Source organism: Rhabdaerophilum sp. (genome assembly GCF_046092605.1).
Lineage (GTDB): Bacteria > Pseudomonadota > Alphaproteobacteria > Rhizobiales > Beijerinckiaceae > Rhabdaerophilum.
Map to the genome: position 1 here is coordinate 1 of NZ_JBJTDY010000195.1, position 5987 is coordinate 5987.

6 protein-coding genes are annotated in these 5987 nt (G+C 65.9%); all 6 read left to right on the forward strand.

The genetic code is table 11. The annotated features are described in order from the left end of the window. A partial coding sequence (locus tag ACKODO_RS15445) for a GTP-binding protein (RefSeq protein WP_408984336.1) occupies positions 1–1147 on the forward strand: 1147 nt, incomplete at its 5' end. After that, positions 1144–1581 (forward strand): DUF1636 family protein, encoded by a 438-nt coding sequence (locus tag ACKODO_RS15450; protein ID WP_408915683.1) that lies wholly within the window; start codon positions 1144–1146, stop codon positions 1579–1581. The genes ACKODO_RS15445 and ACKODO_RS15450, both read left to right, overlap by 4 nt. Positions 1582–1611: 30 nt before the next feature. Continuing rightward, positions 1612–3159, forward strand: a complete 1548-nt coding sequence (locus ACKODO_RS15455; protein ID WP_408984337.1) for an ABC transporter substrate-binding protein — start codon at positions 1612–1614, stop codon at positions 3157–3159. Positions 3160–3223: 64 nt separating this feature from the next. Further along, positions 3224–4093: a DMT family transporter gene (locus ACKODO_RS15460; RefSeq protein ID WP_408984338.1), complete on the forward strand. Its 870-nt coding sequence runs from the start codon at positions 3224–3226 to the stop codon at positions 4091–4093. Beyond that, entirely contained in the window at positions 4090–5043 is a 954-nt protein-coding gene (locus tag ACKODO_RS15465; protein WP_408984339.1) for an ABC transporter permease, read from the forward strand. Before ACKODO_RS15460 ends, ACKODO_RS15465 begins: the two co-directional genes overlap by 4 nt. Then, positions 5040–5864 (forward strand): ABC transporter permease, encoded by an 825-nt coding sequence (locus tag ACKODO_RS15470; protein WP_408984340.1) that lies wholly within the window; start codon positions 5040–5042, stop codon positions 5862–5864. Before ACKODO_RS15465 ends, ACKODO_RS15470 begins: the two co-directional genes overlap by 4 nt. Positions 5865–5987: the final 123 nt, after the last annotated feature.

Genomic DNA, 5987 nt, shown 5'->3' on the forward strand with positions numbered 1-5987 from the left:
GCTCAACCATATCCTGAACAACCGCGAGGGCATGAAGGTCGCCGTCATCGTCAATGATATGAGTGAGGTGAACATCGACGCCGAGCTCGTGAAACAGGATGGCGGTCTTTCACGCACGGACGAAAAGCTCGTCGAGATGTCCAATGGCTGCATCTGCTGCACGCTGCGCGACGATCTCCTCAAGGAAGTGCGCCGGCTCGCCGAGGATGGCCGTTTCGACTACCTCGTGATCGAGTCGACCGGCATTGCCGAGCCCTTGCCGGTCGCGACCACCTTCGACTTCCGCGACGAAGACGGACAGTCTCTCTCGGATGTCTCCCGGCTCGACACGATGGTCACGGTCGTCGATGCGGTGAACCTTCTCAAGGATTATTCGAGCCAGGATTTCCTGCGCGACCGCGGCGAGACGGCGGGCGAGGAAGACGATCGCGCGCTCGTCGATCTCCTCGTCGAGCAGATCGAGTTCGCCGATGTCGTCGTCCTCAACAAGGCGGGCACGGCGACTAAAGATCGGCTTGACCTTGCCCGCAAGATCATCGCGGCGCTCAACAGCGAAGCGCGCATCATCGAAGCGGACTACGGGCGCGTGCCGCTCCCTGCGGTGCTCGGCACCGGCCTGTTCGACTTCGAGCGCGCGCAGACCCATCCGCTTTGGTTCAAGGAACTGAACGGCTTCAAGAACCACGTGCCGGAGACCGAGGAATACGGCATCCGATCCTTCGTCTATCGCGCCCGGCGTCCTTTCGCGCCGATGGCTTTCAATGCCTTCGTCAACAAGCCCTGGCCCGGCGTCATCCGCGCCAAGGGTTTCTTCTGGCTCGCGACCCGACCGAACTACGTGGGCGAACTCGCCCAGGCCGGCGCGCTGGTGCGCACCTCGAAGCGAGGCCTATGGTGGGCGGCGGTGCCGAAAACGCGCTGGCCCGACAGCGCCGAGTGGCGCGAGAGCATGAAGCCCTACTTCGACAAGACGTTTGGCGATCGCCGTCAGGAGATCGTCTTCATCGGCCTTGCCGACCAGATGGACGAAGCCGCCATACGTGCCGAACTGGATGCGGCGCTCACGGGCATGGTCGACCGCTTCACGCCAGACGCGTGGAGGCATCTGCCCGATCCTTTCCCGAACTGGGAGCGGCAGGCGGCATGAGCGTGAAAGATGCCGCCAAAGACGCCTGCCTGTCCATCTGTTTTCGCTGCAGGCCCGAGGGCTGGCTGGGAAACGCCGATGCGCGTCGCCCCGGAGCCGATCTCGCCGATGCGATCGAAGCGGAGGCGTTGCGGCGGGGTATCGATCTGGAGGTGCTTCGCGATGTCCGCTGCATGAGCCAGTGCAAGCGGCCCTGCGTCGTGGCTTTCTCCGGACAAGGCCGCTTCACCTATCTGTTCGGCGATCTCGACCCTGCGCGCGACGGGCCTGCCGTGCTGGACGCCTTCGCCCTCTATTGCGCGAAGCCGGACGGCTTTCTGGAACGCTTCGAGCGACCTGAAGTCCTGCAAGCCGGTATTCTCGGCCGGGTGCCACCGCTCACAACTGGAGCGCGACAGGTCGAGCACCGGCCCGCAGCTGTCCAAGCCACCTGATCACCACAGCCAAACAGTCCGGGGATTCTCATGACCGAAAAACTCTCGATCACGCGCCGCTCGGCGCTCGCATTGACGGCATCGGCTGTCGCTGCCGCAGCCTTGCCATCGCAGTCCTTCGCTCAAGAAGCGGGCGTCCTGCGCGTCGCTTCGCCCTGGGAATGGACCTCCAACGAGCCGACCGACATCGGCTACATCATGGCCCGGATGCAGATCGCCGAGACGCTGGTGATGGTCGAGCCCGATGGCAAGCTGGTCGGCGGCATCGCCGAGAGCTGGAGCGTGAGCGACGATAAACTCACGTGGCAGTTCAAGGTCCGTGCGGGCGTCGTCTTTCACGACGGCACGCCGGTGACGGCGGAGGCGGCGGCGGCGAGCCTCAGGCGTTCGCTCGCCGGCGAAAGCATGCAGCAGATCCCCGTCGACAGCCTCTCGACCGAAGGCGACACGCTGGTTCTCAAGACAAAGACCCCGTTCAGCCAACTGCCGGCGGTGCTGGTGGATTATGCTTCCGTCGTTCTCGCACCGGCCTCATGGGGGGCGGATGGTAGGGTCTCCCGCGTCATCGCCACCGGCCCGTTCCGCATCACAGCGATCGACGGCAAGACGGTGCTCGAGCTTGAACGCTTCGACCGCTACTGGGGCGAGAAGCCAAAGGTTGCCCGCGCCCGCTACACCGCCATTCCCAACGGTGACACGCGCACCAATGTCTCTATCGCTGGCGATCAGGACATCATCTTCACCACCGTGCCGGCCGCGACGCCGCGCATCGATGCCGCCGGCCAGATGAAGGTCGAGAGCCTCACCATCCCCCGCGTGAGGGCGATGGCGTTCAATTCCGGCCTGCCGCAGTTCGCTGATGTGCGCGTGCGCCGCGCGATCAACATGGCCATCGATCGCCGCGGCATCGCGGCGGCGGTCCTGCGTCATCCGGGCTCGGCCGCGACCCAGCTGCTCCCGGAAGCCGTGCCGGACTGGCATGACGCGACGCTGCCGGCCTATCCCTTCGACGTATCCGGCGCCAACGCACTCCTCGATCAGGCTGGCTGGGTGCGCGGGACCGATGGCGTGCGCGCCAAGGACGGCGTGCGCTTGGCCGCCACAATGCTGACCATCGCCAACCGCCCCGAGCTCACCGTGATGGGTACGGCGATGCAGGCGCAGCTCAAGGCGATCGGCATGGAGCTAGCTGTCGAGCCGGGCCCGTCGGCGGCGATCCCCGCCGCCATCCAGGCCGGCACGATGCAGATGACGATGTTCGCGCGCACCTATGTCAACGTGCCGGAGGTCATCGCCACCATCATCCCCGATTTCACCCGCGAGCGCTCGACCTGGGGCACGCTCAACTGGCCCGGCCGTGACCACATCAAGGCGCTGACGGACGAATATGTCCAGAGCTTCGACGAGAGCCGCAAGGCCACGCTCCGGCGCGAGATCCTGAAGATTATTCAGGATGAGGTCCCCGTCGCGGCCGTTGCGTGGTTTGAGCACACGGTCGCGGTCAATCGGCGCGTCCGGGGCCTCGTCATCGACCCGTACGAGATGCGCTACATGCTGCACAAAGTCAGCTTGAACTGACGGGGACGGGCGGACCTTGAGCGCATCAGCGGCATCATCGGGCTCAGTCGGCGCAGGCATCGGCTTGCGCCTTCTGGCGACGTTGTTCTTCTCGCTGATGAGCCTGTCGGTGCGGATCGCCTCGGTGGAGGCTCCGGTCGGCCAGATCGTGTTCTGGCGCAGCGCGGTCGCACTCGTGCCGATCCTCGTCTATCTCGCCTGGCGCAGCCAACTTCGCCATGGACTCAAGACCGCACGGCCGCTGGGGCACGTCAAGCGCAGCCTCTATGGCTGCGCGGCGATGTTCTTCTCGTTTCTGTCGATCGCCCATCTGCCGTTGGCGCTGGCGACGGCGCTATCCTTCCTCGCGCCATTGATTGTGGTGCCGATCGCGGTAGCGCTGCTCGGCGAGCGGCCTGGGATCATCGTGGTCGCTGCGACGCTTCTCGGCTTCCTCGGCGTCGGGCTGATGCTCTGGCCGGCAATGGTGGGGCCGGAACTCGCGGTCGGCACGCTGATCGGCGTGGGCGCTGGGCTCGCCTGCGCCGCAACCACCGCGCTCGCCAAGACCGAGATCAAACGCCTGACCGCGACTGAAGCGCCGGCGGCGATCGCCTTTTATTTCGCGGTGGTCTGCGCGGCCTGCGGGCTTGCGACCTGGCCAATCGGCTGGGCCGATGTCGGGCAGACGGCGCTCCTCGCGCTGATCGCCTCCGGCCTCTTCGGCGGCTTCGCACATATCGCGATGACGGAAGCCGTCGCCCGCGCGCCGGTGTCGACGCTGGCGCCGTTCGAGTACACGGCGATGATCTGGGCCATCTTGTTCGACCTCGCCGTTTTCGCGCTCTGGCCGGAGCCGATCAGCCTGCTCGGCGCGCTGCTCATCGTGATCGCGGCGGCCGGCGTCGCCTTCGCCGACCGGATCGGCACGCGGCTCAAGGTTTTGCAGGCATGAACGCTGTCCTGCGCGTCATCATGCTTCGGATCGGCCAAGCGCTGGCGACGGCAGCGGTGCTCGCCTCGCTCTGCTTCGCGTTCGTGCATGCGCTGCCGGGCGACCTCGCGCTCCGTGTCGCGGCAGCCCGGGTCGGCGATGAACGGGTGACGCCCGAGACAGCCGATCGTATCCGCCGCGAGGAAGGGCTCGATCGGCCGCTGATCGTTCAGTACGGCCAGTGGATGGGGAACCTCGCCCAAGGCGATCTCGGCCGTTCGCTGCTGTCTGGCAAGCCCGTCACCCAGGAGCTGGCTTATCATGCCCGGTTCACGCTCCAGCTCGGCCTGATCGGCTGGCTGCTCTCCTACTTGATCGCCTTGCCACTTGGCATCCTGGCCGGATTCAGGCCGGGCGGCATGATCGACCGTGCGACCGACGCGCTGGCTGTGACGCTCGCCTCGCTGCCCAGCTTCCTGGTCGGCATCGGGCTGATCACGCTCTTTGCGCTAACCCTGCGCTGGCTGCCGCCAGCCGGCTTCCGGACGGGCGCGCACATGGTCCTGCCGGCCTTCACGCTGGCGCTCTCGCTCGTCGCCTTCTCGATTCCCGTGATCCGCAACGCCGTGGTCGAGGTGCGCTCGGCCTTCTTTATGACCTATGCGCGGGTGAAGGGGCTGACCACGGCCGCCGCCTTCCGCCATCACGGCGTCCGCAACGCGGCAATTCCCGTCGTCACCTACGCCGCGTTGCAATTCGCCTTCGTCATCGACGGTTTCGTGGTCATCGAGACCCTGTTCAACTGCCCGGGCCTCGGCGAACTGCTCGTCAAGGCGCTGATTGCGCGCGATGTGCCGATCATCATGGGGGCAGGCCTCATCGTTGGCTTCGCCTTCGCCGTCGTCAGTCTGATGGCAGACCTTGTGCGCCTCTGGCTCGACCCGCGTGGTCTTGCGGAGGCGCGCGCATGAGCATGGTTCTTCAGCCAGCTCGGGAGCGGAGCGTGCCGGCTTCCATCTGGCCACTGCTGGCGCTGGCTGGCCTCGCTCTGACCGGACCATTCCTGGCGCCACTGGATCCGAATGCGCAGGATCTGATGCGGGTCATGGAGGCCCCAAGCATCACTCACCTGCTCGGCACCGATCATGTTGGACGCGACATTCTTTCGCGTATCCTGGCTGGCGCGCCGCATTCGCTGGGCCTTGCCGTGCTCTGCGTGGCGCTGGCGTCCAGCGTGGGCATCGCGCTCGGATTAATCGCGGCCAATGGCGGCGCGTTTATCAGGGCGCTGATCATGCGTCTTGCCGACCTGATGCTCGCCTTCCCAGGCCTGCTGCTGGCGCTCCTGTTTGCCGGGTTCCTCGGTGGCGGCATCTGGCCGATGCTGATCGGGCTCAAGCTGGCGCTCTGGCCACAATACGCCCGCATGACCGAGGCAGTGGCCACGAGCGTTCTCCGGGAAGGCCACGTCGAGGCCGCGCGCCTCGCGGGTTTCCCGGAGCGGACTATCCTCACCCGCCATGTGCTTCCGTCCGTGCTGCGCGCGGTGATGCCATTGGCGACGCTCGGCGTCGGGCAGGCCATCATGTCGATCTCGGCACTTGGTTTCCTCGGGCTTGGTCTGAAGCCTCCCACACCCGAATGGGGCGCGATGATCAACGAGCTGCTGCCCTTCCTCGCCGAGGGCTTCGTCCAGATGGCCGCGCCTTGCGTGATGATCTTTGTGTCGGTGCTGACCCTGACTTTGGCAGGCCGAACGCTTGCTTCAAATACAACGGGTCGTGCGCAATGACCGAAGCCGCCCTCACGATCGCCCATCTCTCGATCCACGACAGAAGCGGCGCTGCTCTTGTTGATGACGTGTCGCTGTCAGTGCCGCGCGGGGGCGTTCTGACGCTCATCGGCGAAACCGGCA